Origin of the sequence: Neomegalonema sp. (assembly GCF_028688855.1) — a bacterium.
Taxonomy (GTDB): domain Bacteria; phylum Pseudomonadota; class Alphaproteobacteria; order Rhodobacterales; family Rhodobacteraceae; genus Neomegalonema.
The window spans coordinates 160765-178438 of record NZ_JAQTXI010000006.1 but is presented as its reverse complement, the minus strand read 5'-3'; the positions used below and the strand labels follow the sequence as shown (position 1 = coordinate 178438).

Annotated in this window: 15 protein-coding genes; 7 read left to right on the top strand and 8 right to left on the bottom strand. The window is 71.0% G+C overall.

What is annotated here, in order from left to right; translation table 11 throughout:
• Positions 1–49: 49 nt before the first annotated feature.
• From PHN62_RS06715 to PHN62_RS06700, 4 genes are all read right to left on the bottom strand, one after another.
• A complete protein-coding gene (locus tag PHN62_RS06715) occupies positions 50–976 on the bottom strand; it encodes a polyprenyl synthetase family protein (RefSeq protein WP_300148085.1) in 927 nt (308 codons plus the stop codon).
• On the bottom strand, positions 973–1230 hold the full coding sequence (locus PHN62_RS06710; protein ID WP_300148083.1) for an exodeoxyribonuclease VII small subunit: 258 nt from the start codon (positions 1228–1230) through the stop codon (positions 973–975). Before PHN62_RS06710 ends, PHN62_RS06715 begins: the two co-directional genes overlap by 4 nt.
• Positions 1231–1252: 22 nt before the next feature.
• On the bottom strand, positions 1253–2191 hold the full coding sequence (locus PHN62_RS06705) for a histone deacetylase family protein (protein ID WP_300148081.1): 939 nt from the start codon (positions 2189–2191) through the stop codon (positions 1253–1255).
• A gap of 73 nt (positions 2192–2264) precedes the next feature.
• Positions 2265–2882 (bottom strand): HAD family phosphatase, encoded by a 618-nt coding sequence (locus PHN62_RS06700; RefSeq protein ID WP_300148078.1) that lies wholly within the window; start codon positions 2880–2882, stop codon positions 2265–2267.
• A 115-nt stretch (positions 2883–2997) separates the two neighbouring features.
• Between PHN62_RS06700 and PHN62_RS06695 the strand changes: the two genes are divergently transcribed.
• Positions 2998–3444 carry a very short patch repair endonuclease gene (locus tag PHN62_RS06695; RefSeq protein ID WP_300148076.1) on the top strand — a complete coding sequence of 149 codons (447 nt, stop codon included), beginning with the start codon at positions 2998–3000 and terminating at the stop codon, positions 3442–3444.
• Here the strand turns inward: PHN62_RS06695 and pbpC are convergent.
• From pbpC to PHN62_RS06680, 3 genes are all read right to left on the bottom strand, one after another.
• Positions 3356–5581 (bottom strand): penicillin-binding protein 1C, encoded by a 2226-nt coding sequence (pbpC, locus tag PHN62_RS06690; protein ID WP_300148074.1) that lies wholly within the window; start codon positions 5579–5581, stop codon positions 3356–3358. The genes PHN62_RS06695 and pbpC overlap by 89 nt on opposite strands.
• A gap of 6 nt (positions 5582–5587) precedes the next feature.
• A complete protein-coding gene (locus tag PHN62_RS06685; protein ID WP_300148071.1) occupies positions 5588–10840 on the bottom strand; it encodes an MG2 domain-containing protein in 5253 nt (1750 codons plus the stop codon).
• Positions 10841–11085: 245 nt separating this feature from the next.
• On the bottom strand, positions 11086–11541 hold the full coding sequence (locus PHN62_RS06680) for a hypothetical protein (protein ID WP_300148069.1): 456 nt from the start codon (positions 11539–11541) through the stop codon (positions 11086–11088).
• An 82-nt stretch (positions 11542–11623) separates the two neighbouring features.
• Here PHN62_RS06680 and rsmI point away from each other — a divergent pair, with 82 nt between their 5' ends.
• The 5 genes from rsmI (at position 11624) to leuB (ending at position 16105) form a co-directional block, all read left to right on the top strand.
• Positions 11624–12589: a 16S rRNA (cytidine(1402)-2'-O)-methyltransferase gene (gene rsmI, locus PHN62_RS06675; RefSeq protein ID WP_300148066.1), complete on the top strand. Its 966-nt coding sequence runs from the start codon at positions 11624–11626 to the stop codon at positions 12587–12589.
• Positions 12586–12951 carry a YraN family protein gene (locus PHN62_RS06670; protein WP_300148062.1) on the top strand — a complete coding sequence of 122 codons (366 nt, stop codon included), beginning with the start codon at positions 12586–12588 and terminating at the stop codon, positions 12949–12951. Before rsmI ends, PHN62_RS06670 begins: the two co-directional genes overlap by 4 nt.
• A gap of 167 nt (positions 12952–13118) precedes the next feature.
• Positions 13119–13301: a hypothetical protein gene (locus PHN62_RS06665; RefSeq protein ID WP_300148059.1), complete on the top strand. Its 183-nt coding sequence runs from the start codon at positions 13119–13121 to the stop codon at positions 13299–13301.
• Between the two features lie 419 nt (positions 13302–13720).
• The gene (locus PHN62_RS06660) at positions 13721–14812 is read left to right on the top strand and encodes a hypothetical protein (RefSeq protein WP_300148056.1); all 1092 of its coding nucleotides are present in this window, start codon (positions 13721–13723) and stop codon (positions 14810–14812) included.
• Positions 14813–14989: 177 nt separating this feature from the next.
• Positions 14990–16105, top strand: a complete 1116-nt coding sequence (gene leuB, locus PHN62_RS06655) for a 3-isopropylmalate dehydrogenase (RefSeq protein ID WP_300148053.1) — start codon at positions 14990–14992, stop codon at positions 16103–16105.
• A 65-nt stretch (positions 16106–16170) separates the two neighbouring features.
• Here the strand turns inward: leuB and PHN62_RS06650 are convergent, their stop codons facing one another.
• Positions 16171–16533, bottom strand: coding sequence for a response regulator (locus tag PHN62_RS06650; RefSeq protein WP_300148050.1), 363 nt, complete (start codon positions 16531–16533; stop codon positions 16171–16173).
• A 215-nt stretch (positions 16534–16748) separates the two neighbouring features.
• On the opposite strand from PHN62_RS06650, the gene PHN62_RS06645 reads away from it, so the two are divergent.
• Positions 16749–17666 (top strand): N-formylglutamate amidohydrolase, encoded by a 918-nt coding sequence (locus PHN62_RS06645; RefSeq protein ID WP_300148048.1) that lies wholly within the window; start codon positions 16749–16751, stop codon positions 17664–17666.
• Positions 17667–17674 lie beyond the last annotated feature (8 nt).

The following is a 17674-nucleotide window of genomic DNA, read 5'->3' as shown; positions in this document are numbered from 1 at the left end:
TGAGCGCATCAGCCCGTCCTGACAAGCGCCCCACAGGGTCAGCAGGCGGTCAACGTCGTCGCAGCGCCGCGAAGCGCGCCGCAGCCTTCAGAGCCTCCGCCGCAGGGCCGAAGCACTCCAGACGCGCCGCCGCCTGAGCCGCCAGCATGGAGGCCCTTTCGCGCGCGCCCTCCAGGCCGAGGAGATCGACGAAGGTGGCCTTGCCCGCGTCCTCGTCCTTGCGCAGGCGCTTGCCCGCTTCGCCTTCGTCGCCTTCATGGTCGAGGAGGTCGTCGCGGATCTGGAAGGCGAGGCCGAAATCCTGCGCATAGGCCTCCAGAGCCTGACGGCGCGTCGCGTCGGCGCCCCCGAGGATCGCCCCCGCCGCGCAGGAGAACCCGATCAGCGCCCCCGTCTTGAGCCTCTGCAGATGCGCCACGGCGCCCAGATCGCGCAGAGGCTCGCCCCGGGCGGCGCGGGCCTCGGCCTGCATGTCGATCATCTGGCCGCCCGCCATGCCCCGGGCCCCCGCCGCCGCCGCCAGACTGCGCACCAGCTCGCAGCGGGTGAAGGGATTCTCGTGGGTGCTCTCCTCGGCGAGGATCTCGAAGGCGCGGCTCTGGAGCGCGTCGCCCGCGAGGATGGCCGTCGCCTCGTCGAAGGCCTTGTGGGTCGTGGGGCGGCCCCGACGCAGGTCGTCGTCGTCCATGGCCGGGAGGTCGTCGTGGATCAGGCTGTAGGCGTGCAGGCACTCCACCGCCGCCGCGACCCGCAGCGCCCGCGTCCCGCAGACTCCGAAGAGCGCCGCCGATTCCAGCACGAGGAAGGCCCGCAGGCGCTTGCCGCCCCCGAGCGCCCCGTAGCGCATGGCCTCCCAGAGCCGGGATTCCGGCCCGTCGCCCTGCGGCAGCAGCGCGTCGAGCGTCTCCTCGACGGCGGCGGCCGCCGCGGCCAGACGCGCCTCCAGGGCCTCCGGAGGCAGGACGGCGGCGGTCACGATCCTCCGCCCTGCGGATCGAGGGGCGCAAGCCCCGCCGGAGACCCCGCCTCCAGCATGATCTTCTCGACGCGGGCCTCGGCGGCCTTGAGCTTGGCCTCGCAATGACGCCGCAGCAGCGCCCCGCGCTCGTAAAGCGCGATGGCGGATTCCAGATCCGCGTCGCCGCGCTCCAGCCGCCGCACGATGTCTTCAAGTTCGGCCATGGCCTTCTCGAATCCGAGGGCCTCCAGATCCGCTTCCGCCGCGCTCATGCGCCTCTCCTTCGTGATCGGCTCAGGCCTCGCAGGGCCAGAGCTCCTGCTCCATCAAGCGTTGCACATGGGCGCCCGCCGCCTCGGCGAGGGCCTGAAGATCATAACCGCCTTCGAGCAGCGACAGCAGCCGCCCTTGAGCGCTGCGCCGCGCCGCCGCGCAGAGCCGGTCGGTCATCCAGACGAAGTCCTCGGTCTCCAGCCGGGTGCTGGCGAGGGGATCGCGCCGATGGGCGTCGAAGCCCGCCGAAACGATCACCAGTTCGGGCGCGAAGCTCTCCAGCACGGGAGCGATGCGGCTTTCATAGGCCGCGCGCCAGGCCGCGCCGTCGGATTCCCCCGGCATCGGCACGTTGACGATGTTGCCGACCCCCGTTTCGCTCGCGGCGCCGGTATGCGGATAGAGCGGCGATTCGTGAATCGAGACGTACAGCGCCCGGGGCTCGTCCTTGAGCACGTCCTGAGTGCCGTTGCCGTGATGGACGTCGAAATCCACCACCGCCACCCGCTTCAGGCCCAGATTCAGCCCGTGCAGCGCCGCGATGGCCGCGTTCGAGAAGAGACAGAAGCCCATGGGCGTGTCGCGCTCGGCGTGATGCCCCGGCGGACGCGTGGCGCAGAAGGCGAATTTCGCCTCACCCCGGAGCAGCGCCTCGACCCCCTCCACGGCGGCGCCCGCCGCCCGGCGCGCCGCCCGCACCGAACCCGGCGACAGCACCGTATCGGCCTCGATCCGGCTCCAGCCCTCGACGGGCTCCTCGGCGGTCAGCAGGTCGATGACGCCCTGAGGATGGGCGAGGCGCAGATGCGCGTCGGTCGCCAGAGGCGCCTCGACCCGCTCCAGGCCCGCGAAGGCCGAGCGGTTGAACAGGCCGAGGATCGTTTGCAGCCGCGCCCGGGATTCGGGATGGCCCGGTCCCGGATCATGGTCGAGGCAGTCGGAATGCGTGATGAGAAGCATGGGTTCGTCTCCCTGACGGACGCTCTTGACGGCGTCTTTTCGGTGGTCGTCCTGCGGATCTCTGCGGAGGCGCTCAGGCCGTCGCCGCGGCGAAGCCGAGCGCCTGAAGCTCGCGCGCGAGGGCCTCGGGATTCTGGAAATGGATGCCCTTCATGCCCGCCGCCCGCGCGCCCTCGACGTTCGGAAGGCTGTCGTCGACGAAGACGCAATCCTCGGCCTTCAGCCCGTTGCGCTTGAGCAAGGTCTCGTAGATCCGGAGGTCGGGCTTGACCAGCTTCTCGTCGCCGGAGACCACCACGTCGAGGAAGCTCTCGCGCAGGAAATCGAAGCGCAGGAGGCACTCGCGCCATTTCTCCGGAGAGAAATTGGTGATCGCATATAAGGGAACGCCCGCCGCCTTCAGCCGCCGCAGGATCTCCACCGTTCCGGCGATGGGGCCGGTGATGGTCGAGGCCCATTCGTGATGCGACAGGGCGATGAGATCCGCGTGATGGGGAAACTCCGCGCCGAGTTCGGCCACGGCCTGATCCCAGGGCCGACCGCGGTCGTTCTCCAGATTCCAGGCGTAGAAGCCGATCTCCCGCAGAAAGGCCGCGATGGCGGCCTCGTCGGGGAAATGCGCGCGATAAGGCGCATGAGGATCCCAGGAGATCAGAACGTTCCCGACGTCGAAGACGACGATGCGCGCCATGGAGTCCCTCCCGCTTCGGCTTGTCCTCCGGTCTATCGGGGCGGCGGAGGAAAGTCAAAAACCGCAGCTTGACTTCCGGCCCCCGCGCGGCTCCCTGAGCGGAAGGAGGCCCCCCATGGAGCGTTCGGAGATCATGCGGCGCGTACGCGGCGTCGACACCGGCCCGGAGATGAAGCTCCGGCGGATCCTGCGCGGGATCGGCGCGCCCGGCTACCGGCTGCACTGGAGCCAGGCCCCCGGCAGACCCGACGTCGCCTATCCGGGCCTGAAGCTGGCGTTCTTCGTCCATGGCTGCTTCTGGCACGGCCACGACTGCCCGCGCGGCGCCCGCGAGCCCAAGACCAACGCCGCCTACTGGCGCGCCAAGATCGCCCGCAACAAGGCCCGCGACGCCGAAACCCTCGCGCGCTGCGCCGCCGGGGGCTGGCGCGCCGAAGTCCTCTGGGAATGCGGCCTGCGCGACGAGGCGGCGCTCAGGGCGCTTCTGGCGGCGATTCTGGCGGAGGCGCGGGCGGCGCGGCCGCGAGGGAGGCGGCGCTCCGGCGCGGCGGAGTCGGCCTGACCACCACCACTTCGGCGCGGGCGCTGCGTCCGCGCGAATCCACCGCCTCCAGACGATGCGTCCCCGGCCCGTCGGGCAGCCAGAGCGGCGCGCCGTTCGCGGCGGGACTCGCCAGAGGACGCCCGTTGACCAGCCAGCGCAAAGCCCCTTCTCCGCCCGAAGCGCGCAGAGGCGCCGCCTTGCCCTCGGGCAGCAGAAGCGTCGTCTGATCGCGGGGGAAGAGGATCTCGGGCGGCTTCTTCAGCGGCTGAAGCAGGCTCTGCGTCGGGCGCGAGGACCAGCGGCGCAGATGCGGCGCAAGCTTCGCGCCGGCGGCCAGAGCCGGGTCGGCCAGAACCGGAACCGCAAGGGCCGGATCGGGCGGCGGCAGGGCCTGAGCCATGTCCAGCAGGGTGGGCGCCGCCACGCTGTAGCCGGTGCAGCCCGGACAGGGCGCGCCGTCGGGACGCCCCACCCACACCACGATCACGTAATCCCCCGAGGCGCCCGCCGCCCAGGAATCGCGATAGCCGTAGGAGGTGCCCGTCTTGAAGGCGACCGGAGTCGTCGCGCCGCGCGCGGCCTGAGCCGTGCGGGGACGAGGCGCCGTCGCGAGGATCTGGCGCAGCCTCTGGGCCGCGAGCGGCGTCAGCAGGGTCTTGACCTCCGGCGTGGTCGCCCCCGCCAGCAGGTTCAGACGCGCCGGAACGCCGCCCGTCCCGGCGAAGCCCATGTAGAGCCGCCCGAGGTCGTAGGGGCTGATCCCCGCCCCGCCCAGCGCCAGAGCCAGACTCGGGCCGTCGCCGAGGGGATAGGTCAGCCCCGCCCCCGCCGTGCGCAAGGCGCCGTCGAAGGCCGCAGGCCCGAGACGGTCGAGAATCCGCACCGCAGGCACGTTGAGCGAGCGGCGGAGGGTCTCGGCGGCGCTCATCTGGCCGGAATAGCCCCGGTCGAAATTGCGGGGGGCGTAGCCGGCGAAATCGGTCTCGCGGTCGTCGAGGATGGTCTCGGGCAACAGCAGCGCGCGGTCGAAGGCCAGGCCGTAGACGAAGGGCTTGAGCGCCGAGCCCGGCGAGCGCAAGGCCCGCAGCATGTCCACCGAACCCGCCCGACGCTGCGACTCCGGGACCGCCGCCCCCACATAGGCCCGGATCTCGGCGCTGGGGCGATGGATCAGCAGGACCGCCGCCGAAGCCGAAGGATCGCTGCGGAAGGCCGCCCGACGCGCCAGATCCTGCGCCGCCGCCTGAAGCCGGGGGTCGATGGCCGTGGAGAAGGCGCCGCCCCGCCGACGCGCCTCGGGGGCGAGTTCGGCCAGAGCCCGACGCGCGGCGTGCGGCGCCTCCAGACCGGCGTCGCGGCGTCGGCGCGGGACTTCGGCGGCGCGGGCCTCGGCGGCTTCGGCGGCGGTGAGCGCCCCCGCCGCCTCGGCGCGCGCGATCACGAGATCCCGCGCCCGACGCGCCGCCGCCGGATGTCGATCCGGGCGATAGGCGTTGGGATTCTTCGGAATGGCCGCCAGAAGCGCGGCCTCGGCGGGAGTCAGCGTCGCGGGGGATTTCCCGAGATAGGCCCAGGAGGCCGCCTTGATCCCCTCCAGATTGCCGCCGTAGGGCGCAAGCCCGAGGTAGATCTCCAGCACGCCGGATTTCCCGCGCTGACGCTCCAGCAGACGGGCGCGCTTCATCTCGACCAGCTTGTTCGCCAGCGAACGCGGCGCCGGATCCAGCAGACGCGCCGCCTGCATCGAGAGCGTCGAGGCGCCCGACACCACCTGTCCGCTGGTCAGCATCTGGCGGAGCGCGCGGCCCAGAGCCAGAAGATCCACGCCGCCATGTTCGTCGAAGCGCTTGTCCTCATAGGCCTTGAGGATTTCGAGGAAGAGCGGGTCCACCTCGTCGAGCTTGGCGGGGAAGCGCCATTTGTCGTCCTCGCTGAGGAAGGCTCCCAGCCTGCCGCCCTCGCGGTCGAGGATCTCGACGGATCCCGTCTCCAGCCGCGCGAGCGGCGCAGGCGTCGCGAAGCTCCAGAGCCAGAGGCCCCAGAGGCCCGCCGCCAGACCCGCCGCGCAGATCAGCGAAGCCAGAGCCGTCAGAAGAAATCGCGCCGCCCTCCGGGGAGGACGGCGCGGGGTCGTCGGTTCGGCGGCGTCGGCCACGAAGGATCACTCCACCGGGCGGGCGGCGCGGATGTTCACGCGCGCCGGAGCGGTGCGGGCGAAATCCTGCGGGGCGTACATGTCCTCGACCTGGGCGCCGCCGTAGGCGTAGGCGCCGGGGGTCGTCGCGCGGGCCAGATAGGCCACGCGGAACCGCTTGTCGTCGCCGCGCCCGATGTCGAAGGAGGCGAGGAAGCGGTCGTCGCGCAGCTCCACCGTCTCCACCGCGGTCAGGTCCTTCAGCCAGCCGAGGTCGGCGGCTTCGGCCCCGCCCACGGCGGCGTTCTCGGGTTCGAGCCCCGCAGGCAGGAAGTCCACCACCAGCGCGCGGCTGACGAAGTTCTTCAGCTTGCGGCCCTCCAGCACCACCACGACCACCTCGTTCTGAGGCAGGTTCGCGAGATCCGCCGCCTCGCCCGAGCGGGTGAAGATCGAGCGCGTGATCTCGAAGCCGCTGGACTCCGCCGCGCCCGAGACCTTCGGGAAGCCGCCGTAGGAGATGACGCTGAAGATCTCGTTGTCTCCGGCGTTGGTCAGCCTGGGCAGGATCCGCGCCGCCTGATGGTTCTCGGCGGTGAAGCTGATCGGCCCGCCCGCCGGGACCACTTCGGCCTCGGGGGGCTTGTCGTCGATCAGGACGGTCATGGTGGCGAAGGGCGCCTTGGCCATCTCGCGGCCCGCGCGCAGGATCCAGCCCTGCTCCTGGGTCGAGAGATATTTCGCCTCGGTCATGCGCGCCGAGAGCGTGCGCGCCTGACGATCCACGTCCGGCCAGCCGAAGAGGCCGCTTTCCGCCATGAGCGCCAGAAGTCCGGCCTCGTCGCGCAGCGGGGTGCCGTAATCCTCATAGCGATATCCGGCGCTGGGACGCTCCTTCGTCGGGTAGACGATGGCGGTCTTGGCGCGGGCGAAGGCGTCCTTGGCGGGCTCGACGTCGCCGATGCGGGCCAGAGCCGCCGCCACCTGAGCCTTCGCCAGGGGCGAGGTCAGATGCGCGAAGCGCACGGCGTTGAAGCGCCGCAGCTGCGCCGGATCCACGCTGCCCTCGCGGGCGAGGAGATAGAAGGCGTAGGCGCGGGCGTTGACTTCGGAATCCGCCGCGCCGCCCGTGGAGGAGGCCAGATCGGCGAGACGGCGCATGCCCTGTTCGAGCACCTGCTCGGGCACCTCGCGGCCCTGGGAGCGGGCGACGAGCAGCGTGTCCATGATGTAGGCGGTGAGCCAGGAGTTGGTCGAACCGGCGCTCGACCACATGCCGAAATCGCCGCGCCAGTTCTGCATCGCCGCCAGACGGGCCACGCCCTTGGCGATTCCCTCGTCCGCCTCGCGGGTGAGGCGGGCGCGGTCGAGCTTGAAGTAGGGGCGCAGATCGTCGGCGGCGATCAGCGGGGCCAGCGTGCTGGCGGTCTGCTCGGCGCAGCCGTAGGGATAGCGCGCCAGACCGTCGATGATGCCCGGCAGATCGAGGTCGGGCAGCGGGTTCACGCCCATGCTGAGACGGGCGGTGGCGGGGAAATAGCCCTCGATCAGCGAAGGATCGGCGATCAGGCTTTCGCGCGGCTTCAGCGTCGAGACGACGCGGCGCGATTCATAGGTCGAGGAAGGCCGCACGCTGAGCGCGCTCTCGCGGCTCATGCCGAAGCCCTGAGGCCCCGCCACGCTGAGCGTCAGCTTGCCGTCGCCCATGTCCTCGCGGGCCTTGACGCGGATGACGCGCTCGGCGCGCTGGCCCTGGGCCAGTTCGGCTTCGACCACGGTTTCGCCGAGGATCTCCAGCGGGCCTTCGGCCAGCAGGGTGGCGGTGTAGACTCCGGGGGCGCCGTCGAGGTTGTGCAGCGCCACGGTGGCTTCGGCCTCGTCGCCGGGGGCGAGGAAGCGCGGGATCATCGCGTCGGCGGCCACGGGACGGCGCACCAGCACGGTGGATTCCGCCGCCGAGGAGATCTGTCCGGCGGTCCAGACCGTCGCCATGACGCGCAGGCGTCCGTCGAAGTCGGGAGCGTCGAAGGGGATCTCGTTGGCGCCGGGGGTCAGCTCGCGGATGTCCGAGACCCAGACCGCGATGGGGCGGTTCTTCTTGGGCAGGGCGCCCATCTGCGCCGAATCGAGCGCGGCCATCTCGCCGTCGCCGCCGGTGCGGATCTCGCCGATCTCCAGACCGGCCGCGTCGATGAGCTGGCCGTAGCCGTCGCGCATCGAAAGCCCGAGGCGGCGCTGGCCGAGGTAGTACTCAGCCGGATCGGGCGCCGTGTAGCCGGTCAGCTGCAGGACGCCGTCGTCCACCGCGAAGACCACGCCGTAGAGAGGTCCGGCTTCGGGGCCGGGATCGGCCACCTCCAGAGTCACGGTGGCGGGCTCGGTCGGCAGGATCACCTCGTTCAGCGAGACCTTCGCCTCCAGAGTGCGCGAAGCCGGGTCGGCGGGGATCCAGACCACGCCCACGGCGCGGGTCGGCACCTGCCGCATCACGCCGTCAGGCGCGCCGAAGGCGCTGACGAGGGCGTAGACGCCCGCCGTGGCCTCTTCGGGCATGGTCACGTCGATGAAGCTTCCTTCGGCGGAGACCTCGTGATTGGAGATGCCGTAGATCCGTTCGCCCGCGAGGGCCACGGAGGCCTGTCCGTCGAAGGGCGCGGTCACGCGCAGACGCGCCGTCGCGCCCGGCTTGTAGGCGCCCGGCTCGACGGAGACCTGAACCCGCTCGGGCGCAGGCTCGGAGCCCGGATCGCTGGAGGCCCAGCCGGCGTCGAAGCGCAGCGAGAGCGAAGCCGCCTCCTGATCCGCCAGCCGGACTTCGAGGCGATAGGAGCCCCAGCCCTGCGGCGTCGCGGAGATCGCGACCGGCTCGGCGCCGAGCGTCGCGGAGCCTTCGGCCAGAACGGGGCCGTCGGTGCGGATGATCTCGGTGCGCCAGCGGTCGCCGCGCTGATGCCAGATGTAGTCGACGTATTCGCGCACGATCCGCCAGGAGGCTTCGGCCGGAATCGCCTCGCCTTCGGGGTTCACGGCCACGAGGTCGAAGCCGACCGCCCCGTCGAGCGGCGCGGTCGCGCCCGCGAAGCTCGACTTCGCGCCGACGAAGGCGTCATGGGTGCGCACGGGCAGCTTGAAGCGCGCCGTCACCGGCTTGCCGCCCGCGTCGAAGACGCTCGCGGCGAATTCGGCCTCCATGGGGAAGCCGCCCACGCCGTTCTCGGGCTCGGCCACATAGGCCATGAGTTCGAGTCCGCCCGTCTCGTCGAGGGCGAAGCTCTCCGCCTCGCTCTGTTCGGGGCGGGGGCGCTGCTCGTCGGCGAGGCCGAAGCGGTAGTCGGCGTAATCCGCGAAGGGCGTCGCCGGAGCCCGCAGCGTGGTCACGAGCTCGCCCGTCAGGCCGCCCGCAGGCGCGCCGTAGAGGAAGTCGGCCTGGATCTTCAGCAGGGCCTCGGCGTCCAGCCCGACGCTCTTCTCTTCGGAGGTCAGCTTCGCCTCGATGCGGGGCGGCGCGAAATCCTCGACCATGAAGGAGACCGAGCCGATGGCCGATTTCGCTTCGGCGCTGGCGTAGGCTTCGGCGCTCCAGTAGCCGATGGCGGCGTTGGGCGGCAGATTGAGCTGCGTGGTCGCGCCGCCCGCCTCCGCGAGGGTCAGGGTTTCGCGGCGGGCCTCCACGCCGTCGGGACGGCGATAGACGATGGTCAGCGGGAAGTCGTCCACGGCGGCGGCGTGGTCGTCGCGCAGCAGCGCGAGGATCTGCACCGATTCGCCGGGCCGGTAGATGCCGCGCTCGGTGGTCAGCCAGGCGTCGAGCGCGCCCGGCGCGACGCGTCCGGCCACGCCGCGGTCGCTGAGGTCCAGCGGCGCGCGGGAAAGATCAAGCTGCGTGAATTCGCCGTCCGCGCCATAGGCGTAGAGCCGCGCGGGGGCGCGGTCGCCTTCGCCGCGGGTGAGTCCGGCGGGGAACTTCGCCACGCCCGTCTCGTCGGAGGTCGTTTCGCCGAGCTGGGCGCCCTTGGCTCCATGCAGCGTCAGGCGGATTCCGCTCAGCGGCTGCTGTCCGTTGACCGAACGGGTCATGACGGTCAGGCCGTCGTCGCCCTGCCAGGTGGTCAGGCCGATGTCCGAGATGGTGAACCAGTAGAAGACCGGCCCGACGGATTCGGCGGGAGGCTCCTCGTATTCCTCCTGAACCTCCTCGACCTCTTCGCCTTCGACGGGGGTCGGAGTGGTCGCGGCGATCTTCTCCTGAGGCCAGAGCCGGGGCTTGCCCTCCAGGATCGCGACGTAGACGCCGGGCTTCAGGGCCTCGGTCTCGACCATCCGGTCGATGGGCAGAGCCACGCGGCGGGTCTGGTTGCGCTCGCCTTCGAGCTTCAGGCTTCCGCGCCAGACGACTTCGTCCACACGGCTGATGAAGTAGTCGGGCGCGCCCCAGGAGAAGACGTCGGGGCCTCCCTCCCATTCGGAGCGCAGCGCCGCCAGAGCGTCGGCGTCGTCCACGCGCATCAGACGGGCCGTCACGTCGCGGACGTTCACGCCCTCGACCGGCAGGCCGCCCGACTCATAACGCGGCAACATGCGGCCCACCGTCGCGAAGCGCAGCTTGGAGGCGACGTCGGGCATGACGAAATCGAAGCTCGCCCCGCGCGCCAGAGGCGCGCCCTCGCCCGGCAGCCCCTCCAGCACCGAGATCTTGTATTTCCTGCCCGGCTCGAATCCCCCGAGGCAGGCCTCGCGCCAGTCGGCGTGGGCGGTCAGGCGGATTTCGGGCTCGACCTTGAAGAAGCTCTCCAGCGGCTGGAGCGGATCGGGCCGCACCTGGGCGTTGAAGCGCAGGCAGACTTCGCGACGGTCGTCGCTGCTCGACACATAGGGCGCGCGGTCGATGCGCAGCGGCTCGGGATAGGCGGCCTGAAGATCGCGGACGCGCTTTTCATAGAGGTTGCGCAGGCAGCGCCCGGCGGCTTCGGCCCGGGCGGGCACGGCCTCCTCGGCGGCGGTCAGGGCGCAGGCGGAGTTGCGTTCGGCGAGCCAGGCGCGCTGGGTCGCGCGCTCCTTGACCGCCTGGGCCTCGTCGACGACCTCCAGCGCGCCGAGATAGATCCGCGACATCTGCGAATCGCGGCGGGCGAGGTCCGAATCGGCGCAGACCAGACGCTCGATGGCGTTTCCGGCCTTGAGGCAATCGAAGCTCGGGTCGGCTGCGGCGGGGGCGGCGCTCCAGAAGAGCGCGCCCAGACCGGCGAGTCCGAGGAGGGAAGATCGGAGCGGGGGTCTCATGGGAATCTCCCTGAGGTTGGCCGGAATGCGCCGCGAATCGCGCGACAGGCGATGAAGATCCTGCGCCAGCCTTCTCCGGAGCGCCAGACGAAGCGCCGGAAAAGACAGGAAGGAAAGTTAAGGTATCGTCCTGACGCGGCGAATTCACGTCGAATTAAAATGAACAATGGTCGAAGAACAACGCCTCGTCAAGCCGTCCGGGATGGATTCCGCCCCGATTCCGACCGATTTCCGCCATCTCCGCCTCAGGCTGGTTTGCGCGGTTCGTAAAGATTGGCGACGACGATCTCCCCGCTCGCCAATTCACATGGAGCGAGAGTCCGCAGGAAGCCTATCTCGGCGAAGGAGTCGAGCAGGCTCCATTGCGCCGTGATCCCCGGCGCCCGCAGCACGCTGACCGTCACCGGATCGCCCGCCGGATCCCAGACCACCGCCGGAAAGCCGAAAGGCGAGCCCCAGGGCGTGGCGGGCGCGAGGCGTCCGCGCAGGATGGCCACGCCCCATTGTCCGGCGAAGCGCCCGAGAATATGGTTGTCGAAACGCGCCGGAGCGCGCGCCACATAGACGGCGAGCCGCTGCTCGGTCTCGAAGAGCGCCGAAACCAGCGCCTCCTCATGGGCGCGGACGCCGGAGCGTCGGGCGGCGTTGATCCTGGCCAGAGCCTCGTAAAGAGCCGTCTCCGAAGATTCGATCAGGGCCATGCGCCGTTTCTCCCCATGCCGTTTTCACGCATTCTGCGTCGGCGGGGACGAACGCGCAACAGCGCCCCGGAGGAAGACCGTCATGGATGAAGCCGCAAGCCCCCTCGATCCCGATTCCGACCTCGATTCCGGCCTCGATTCCGGCCGGGATCCGGATCCGGCGATCCTGCTTGCCGGAGCGCGGGCGAAGCTGCGTCCGGGGCTGACGCTCGTGGCGACGCCGCTGGGGGCGGCGGGCGACGTCACCCTGCGGACGCTCGCGGCGCTGCGCGAGGCGGACCTCCTGCTCGCCGAGGACACGCGGCGTCTGCGCAAGCTGATGGAGATCCACGGGATCCCCGTCGGAGGCCGCCCGGTCTGGCGCTGCGACTCCCACAAGGAGGCCGAGGCGGCGGCGGGGCTTCTGCCGCGTCTGGCCGAGGGAGCGCGGGCGGTCTTCGCCAGCGACGCGGGGACTCCGGGGATCTCCGACCCGGGGGCGCGTCTGGCGGCGGCGGTGCTGGCGGGAGGCGGCGCGGTCTCGGCGTTGCCCGGCCCGAGCGCCGCCATCCTGGCCTTCACCCTCGCGGGGCTGACGGCGGACCGCTTCTTCTTCGCGGGCTTTCCACCGAGCAGATCCGGCGACCGCCGTCGACTGCTGGAATCTCTGGCGGCGGTTCCGGGAGCGCTGATCTTCTACGAGGCGCCGCATCGTCTGCCGGAATCCCTGGCGGAGATGGCGGCGGTTCTGGGTCCGCGTCCGGCGGCGGTGGCCCGCGAGCTCACCAAGCTCCACGAAGAGATCCGCCGCGCGCCTCTGGACGAACTCGCCGCCCATTACGCCGAAGCAGGCCCGCCGAAAGGCGAGATCGTGGTGGTGGTCGACGCTCCGCCGCCCGCTTCCGGGCCCGCCGTGACGGAGGCCGATCTCGACGCCGCGATCCTGGCGGCGCTGGAGGCGGGCGAATCGGTGAAGGACGCCGCCGCCGCCCTCGCCGAGGCTCTGGGTCTGCCGCGCAAGCAGGTCTATTCCCGGGCTCTGGAGCTGAAGAAGACCCGCCGCTCATGAGCGGCGCCGCCGCCCATCGCAGGGGCCTGGAGGCCGAGGAGGCCGCCGCGCGGCTCTATGCGGCGGAGGGCGCGCGGATTCTGGCGCGGCGCTTCCGGACTCCTCAGGGCGAGATCGACCTGATCCTTGAGGAGCCCGGCGGCGGAATCGTCTTCGTGGAGGTCAAGGCGCGCGGGACCATGGAGGCCGCGCTCGAAGCCCTGACGCCCCGTCAGGCGCGACGCATGGAGGGGGCGGCGCTCTTCTGGATCGCGGCGCAGGGCTTCGCGCGGGAGCCGGAGGCGCGCTTCGATCTCGTCGCCTTCGACGCGCAGGGCCAGCCGAGACGGCTGAAGAACATCTGGCTTGCGGCGGGTCTGTAGAGGCCTCGCGGGGAGCCTCCGGCGGCGCTCGCCGGATCGTGTAAGGCTTGCGGCGAGAATTTTCTTGCGCCTTCAAGGGATTCAGGGATTGATCCCCGGCGGGGCGCGTGGATCCCGCGCCTCCTTTCGATCCTTCATCCGACCTTCAGAAGCAAAGGAGACGCCGCATGACCAAGATCCTGCTTCCGGCCGTTCTTCTGGCGGCTCTGGCCTCTCCGGCCATGGCTTGCCCGTTCAAGACCTCCTCGACGGCGGTCGCTCCGGCGACCCTGACCACGGCGTCCGTCGAGCCGGCTTACTCCGTCCCGACGGCGCCGATCTACGTCGCGCCCGAGGCGGTCGTGAACTGAGACTTCGTCCAGATCGACGGTCGGTCCGGGCCTCCGCCCAGGCGGGGGCCCGGATTGTCTTCAGGGGAAGACGGGGCCTCCGCCCAGGCGGGGGCCCGGATTGTCTTCAGGGGAAGACGGGGCCTCCGCTCAGGCGGGAGCCCGGATTGTTTCAGAGGAAAGACAGGGCCTCCGCCCAGGCGGGAGCCGTGCTGTTTCCGGGCCTCCCGCAGGGCGCCGGAGGCCTCTCCGTCGCGCCGGACTCCGCCCCCTCTCATCCGGGCGCTTCATCCGCCTTCGGAAAGACTACGCAAAGGCTTATCCTGTCCGAACGCGCGGTTCGGCCGCCTCAATCCGGCCCTATCCTCCGCGAAAATTCGCGCTCCGCGTCAAATTCCGCCCAAGACCTTTCCGGCGCGCAGATCCCTGAGGAGACCCGCATGTCCACCCCCCTCCGCACCCCCGCCCGTTTCCGTCGCGGGGCCTGCGCGGCCGTCGCGCTGGCGGCCCTGACGGCCTCCGCCGCCTCGGCGCAGCAGTATTACGCGACGGCGCCTCAGCAGGCGCCGGTCCAGCAGGCCCTCCAGAGCGCCGCGCCGGATCTGGCCTCGGTCTACGCCGCCTACGGCCAGCAGCCCGCCCAGCCTCAGGCTTACGTCCAGCAGGCCCAGACCCAGGCCCTCGCCTATGCGCAGCCGGTCCAGCAGGCCGCCCAGCAGGCGAGCGCCGCTTACGGCGCCTACGTCCAGCCGGCGCAGCAGGCCGCCGCCCCGATCTACAATCCGGCGCCCGCCCCGCAGCAGACCCCCTACGCCCAGCCTCAGGCCTACGCCCAGACCTACGCGCCCGCTCCGCAGCAGCAGACCTACGCTCCGGCGCCGACGACGGTCCAGGGCTGGCCCGCCACGGCCACGGCGGTTCCCGCCCCGACCTCCAGCGGCGGCGGCTACGTCCAGCCCGCGCAGCCGCAGGCCCAGAGCCAGGCTCAGGCCGCCTGGCCGGGCTACAGCTACGCGCCCCAGACCGCCTACGCCCAGCCTCCCGCCTATGCGCCGCCGCCTCCGCCGCAGCCCGCGGGCCCCTCGCTGGCCGGATGGGAGCGCACCTTCACCGCCAACATCGAAGCCGTGAACGCCTGCCTCAAGGCCACCGCCCTGACGGACGTCTCGGTCAACGGCGTGATCGCCGAGTCCATCTCCCGCGAGACCCACGTGATCCTCAGCGGGCGCTTCTCGGCCAACACCCCGCCGCGTCGCGAGTTCTGCGCCTGGTCTCCGGCCCGCCGCGAGGCCCGCATGCTCGACGCGACCGGACGTCCGCAGTTCGACAGCGAAGGCGCCCCGAGCTACGCCCCCGTCGGCGCGCGCTTCAGCTTCGCCAATCTGGCGGCGCTCCAGCCGGTGGTCGACACCGACTACCGCCTGCTCGGCTGGATGCGCTGGGAGAAGACCGGCGTGCAGCCCGCCTCCTCGGCGCCCCCGGCGGTGGACATCCATCAGCCGATGCGCATCGCGGGCTTCCGCTGGAGCTGACGCCTGCCCGCCCCCGGCGGCCGGATCCGGCCGGATTCGGAAAGCCGGGGCTCCCCGAGGAGCGCCTCCATGCCCCCTGAAGCGAGCGGCCGCGTGAAAGACGCGCGCCGCTCGCTTGTCTTCCGCCTTCGACGGGCTTAAGGAGCCTGATCTTCCCGCAATCCGGAGCCCTTCCCCATGGCGAACCCCAAGCTGCTGATTCTGGCCGGAGACGGCCTCGGGCCTGAAGTGATGCGCGAGGCGCGCCGCGTCCTCGACTGGCTCCACAAGCGGCGCGGGATCTCCTTCGACCTGGAGGAGGATCTGGTGGGCGGCGCGGCCTATGAGGTCCACGGCGTTCCTCTGGCCGATTCGACCATGGCCAGGGCTCAGGCCGCCGACGCGGTGCTGCTCGGCGCGGTGGGCGGGCCGAAATGGGACGCCCTGCCCTTCGCCCTCAAGCCCGAGCGCGGGCTTCTGCGGCTGCGCAAGGAGCTCCAGCTCTTCGCCAACCTGCGCCCCGCCCTCTGCTTCGACGCCCTCGCCGAAGCCTCGACGCTGAAATACGAGGTCGTCGCCGGGTTGGACGTCATGATCGTCCGCGAGCTGACCGGCGGAATCTATTTCGGCGAGCCGCGCGGAATCGAGACCCTGCCCGACGGCCAGCGCCGGGGCTTCAACACGCAGGTCTACACCACCGAGGAGATCCGCCGCGTGGGGCGCGTGGCCTTCGAGCTGGCCCGCAAGCGCAAGAACCGCCTCTGCTCCATGGAGAAGGCCAACGTCATGGAGTCGGGCGTGCTCTGGCGCGAGGAGATGACGAAGCTCGGCGCCGAGGAGTTCCCCGACGTGGAGCTGAGCCACATGTACGCCGACAACGGCGCCATGCAGCTCGTGCGCAATCCCAAGCAGTTCGACGTCATCGTGACGGACAACCTCTTCGGCGACATCCTCTCGGACGAAGCCGGAATGCTGACCGGCTCGCTGGGGATGCTGCCTTCGGCCTCGCTCGGCGCCGCCGACGCCCAGGGCCGCCGCAAGGCGATGTATGAACCGGTCCATGGCTCGGCGCCGGACATCGCGGGCCGGAACGTCGCCAATCCCATCGCCACGATCCTGTCCCTGTCGATGGCGCTGCGCTACAGCTTCGACCTCGCGCGCGAGGCCGACCGCATCGAGAAGGCCGTGAGCGCCGTTCTGGCCGGAGGTCTGCGCACCGCCGACATCATGCAGCCCGGCAAGGCCCGCGTCTCCACCAGCACCATGGGCGACGCCATCGTGCGCGAGATGGAGCAGTCCCTCGCGGCGGGCTGAGGCTCTCCCGAAACGACGAAGGGCGCCTCGCGGCGCCCTTTTCTCCTTCCGCGGCCTCCCGCGCTTCAGGCCGCGCGGACCAGCCGCCGCAGCTCCTCGCCGAGGCGGTTCAGATGCACCGGCTCGCCGAGGGTCATGCCGCGCGCGCCCTCCTCCGCCGGAGGCATGAGCGCCACAGCCGAGAATCCGGTGATGAACATCACGCGCATCCCCGGATCTATGCGCCGCGCCGCGCGGGCGAGATCCAGCTCGTCGGAGCTGTCGGCCTCCACCGTGGTGAGCAGGACGTCATAGGCGTTCTCCTCCAGCAGGGTGAGCGCCGAATGATAATCCGCCACCCGGGAGACCGCATGTCCGGCCCGCTTGAGCCGGGCGGCGAGATAGCCGCGCATGTCGTCGTTCCGCGTCGCAAGCATGACCGTCGCCATTCCGCCGCCTCCATCTATCCAGCCCCCGCCTCGTCTCGTCCGGACGGGTTGACGATTCGCAGCATAGGGCGAACGCGCCTAAGAAATGGTTTGGGCGCTGGTCTTTTTTTCACCTTCGGGCGTAGGATGGAAGACGCCCGAAAGGATCGACCGGCCCGGGCGCGATTCGGAGATTCCAGCCGCGGCTTCGCGGCGCCCCAGGAGCACGGACGGTCATGCAGGGCTTTCCCTTTTCCCCTTCCGACGATCAGTCGCCTCTCGAGGTGGCCGAACCCGCCCGCCTGTCGAGCGCGGCGGTCTTCAGTTCGCCCCATAGCGGCCGCGCCTATCCGGACAGCCTGATCCGCCGCTCGCCTCTGCACAAGACCCTGTTGCGCAGCTCCGAAGACGCCTTCGTGGAGGAGCTCTTCGCCTCCGTCCCCGAGTGCGGCGCGCCGCTGCTCAAGGCGCATTTCCCCCGCGCCTGGGTGGACGCCAACCGCGCCGCCGACGAACTCGACCCCGCCCTGATCTCGGACGCGCCGCCCCAGCGCCTGCGCAGCCCCCGGGCCACGGCGGGACTCGGCGTGGCGCCGCGCGTGGTCGGCGAGGGGCGGAGGATCTATCCGGGCAAGATCCCCTACGCCGAAGTGCGCGAGCGGATCGCCAGCTGTCATCAGCCCTATCACGCCCGGCTCGCAGCCCTGATGCTGCGGACGCGGCGGCGCTTCGGCGCGGCCCTGCTGCTCGACTGTCATTCGATGCCCTCGGAATCGGCGCGCCAGAGCGGCGAGAGAGGGCCGGACGTGGTGCTCGGCGACCGTCACGGCCTGGCCGCCCATCCCGAGCTGACGGCCGAGGCCACGCGGATCTTCGTCGAGGCGGGCTTCCGCGTGGCGCGCAACGCGCCCTTCGCCGGAGGCTACATCACGCAGTTCTGGGGCCGCCCCCGCGAGGGGCTCCATGCGCTTCAGATCGAGATCAACCGCGGGCTCTATCTCGACGAGGCCAGGGTGGAGCGTCATGCGGGCTTCGGGGCCTTCCGCGCGCGTCTGGCGCCGGTGATCGCGCGCCTGGCGGCCATGGAGTCGCTGGCCGCCCTGACGCGCCCTCAGGAAGATCCGGAGGAGGATTTCCGCTTCGCCGCCGAATAGGCCCGACC

Excerpts from the sequence above, each read along its gene's own strand:
- PHN62_RS06710 (WP_300148083.1), bottom strand. The coding sequence starts at position 1,230 with ATGAGCGCGGCGGAAGCGGATCTGGAGGCCCTCGGATTCGAGAAGGCC.
- PHN62_RS06705 (WP_300148081.1), bottom strand. The coding sequence starts at position 2,191 with ATGCTTCTCATCACGCATTCCGACTGCCTCGACCATGATCCGGGACCG.
- PHN62_RS06700 (WP_300148078.1), bottom strand. The coding sequence starts at position 2,882 with ATGGCGCGCATCGTCGTCTTCGACGTCGGGAACGTTCTGATCTCCTGG.
- PHN62_RS06695 (WP_300148076.1), top strand. The coding sequence starts at position 2,998 with ATGGAGCGTTCGGAGATCATGCGGCGCGTACGCGGCGTCGACACCGGC.
- PHN62_RS06685 (WP_300148071.1), bottom strand. The coding sequence starts at position 10,840 with ATGAGACCCCCGCTCCGATCTTCCCTCCTCGGACTCGCCGGTCTGGGC.
- PHN62_RS06680 (WP_300148069.1), bottom strand. The coding sequence starts at position 11,541 with ATGGCCCTGATCGAATCTTCGGAGACGGCTCTTTACGAGGCTCTGGCC.
- rsmI (WP_300148066.1), top strand. The coding sequence starts at position 11,624 with ATGGATGAAGCCGCAAGCCCCCTCGATCCCGATTCCGACCTCGATTCC.
- PHN62_RS06670 (WP_300148062.1), top strand. The coding sequence starts at position 12,586 with ATGAGCGGCGCCGCCGCCCATCGCAGGGGCCTGGAGGCCGAGGAGGCC.
- PHN62_RS06665 (WP_300148059.1), top strand. The coding sequence starts at position 13,119 with ATGACCAAGATCCTGCTTCCGGCCGTTCTTCTGGCGGCTCTGGCCTCT.
- PHN62_RS06660 (WP_300148056.1), top strand. The coding sequence starts at position 13,721 with ATGTCCACCCCCCTCCGCACCCCCGCCCGTTTCCGTCGCGGGGCCTGC.
- leuB (WP_300148053.1), top strand. The coding sequence starts at position 14,990 with ATGGCGAACCCCAAGCTGCTGATTCTGGCCGGAGACGGCCTCGGGCCT.
- PHN62_RS06650 (WP_300148050.1), bottom strand. The coding sequence starts at position 16,533 with ATGGCGACGGTCATGCTTGCGACGCGGAACGACGACATGCGCGGCTAT.
- PHN62_RS06645 (WP_300148048.1), top strand. The coding sequence starts at position 16,749 with ATGCAGGGCTTTCCCTTTTCCCCTTCCGACGATCAGTCGCCTCTCGAG.